Genomic DNA, 275 nt, shown 5'->3' on the forward strand with positions numbered 1-275 from the left:
TCATTAAACTCTGTGTTTTTAGAAATGTAATCGATTTGTTCTTTTAATGCAGAAAATTCTTTATCTAATGCTTTTTGGTTGTCACCAGTGTTCGTACCGTTCGCAGATTGGTTAGCGATGTCACGCATACGAAGTAAGATGTTAGATACAGAGTTTAAAGCTGAATCAGCTGTACGGATTAATGACATACCATCTTGTGTGTTGTTAGCTGCTACTCCTAATCCACTTTCACGAGCACGCATACGAGTTGCGATTGCAAGACCTGCTGCATCGTC

At 39.6% G+C, this 275-nt stretch carries 1 protein-coding gene; it reads right to left on the reverse strand.

Annotation, left to right across the window (positions count from 1 at the left end; translation table 11 throughout):
• On the reverse strand, positions 1–242 hold a 242-nt coding region (locus ACTHR7_RS10835), incomplete at its 3' end, for a flagellin N-terminal helical domain-containing protein (protein WP_440370812.1).
• Positions 243–275: the final 33 nt, after the last annotated feature.

Origin of the sequence: Neisseria sp. P0007.S010 (assembly GCF_051962875.1) — a bacterium.
GTDB classification, from domain to species: Bacteria; Pseudomonadota; Gammaproteobacteria; order Burkholderiales; family Neisseriaceae; genus Neisseria; species Neisseria subflava_A.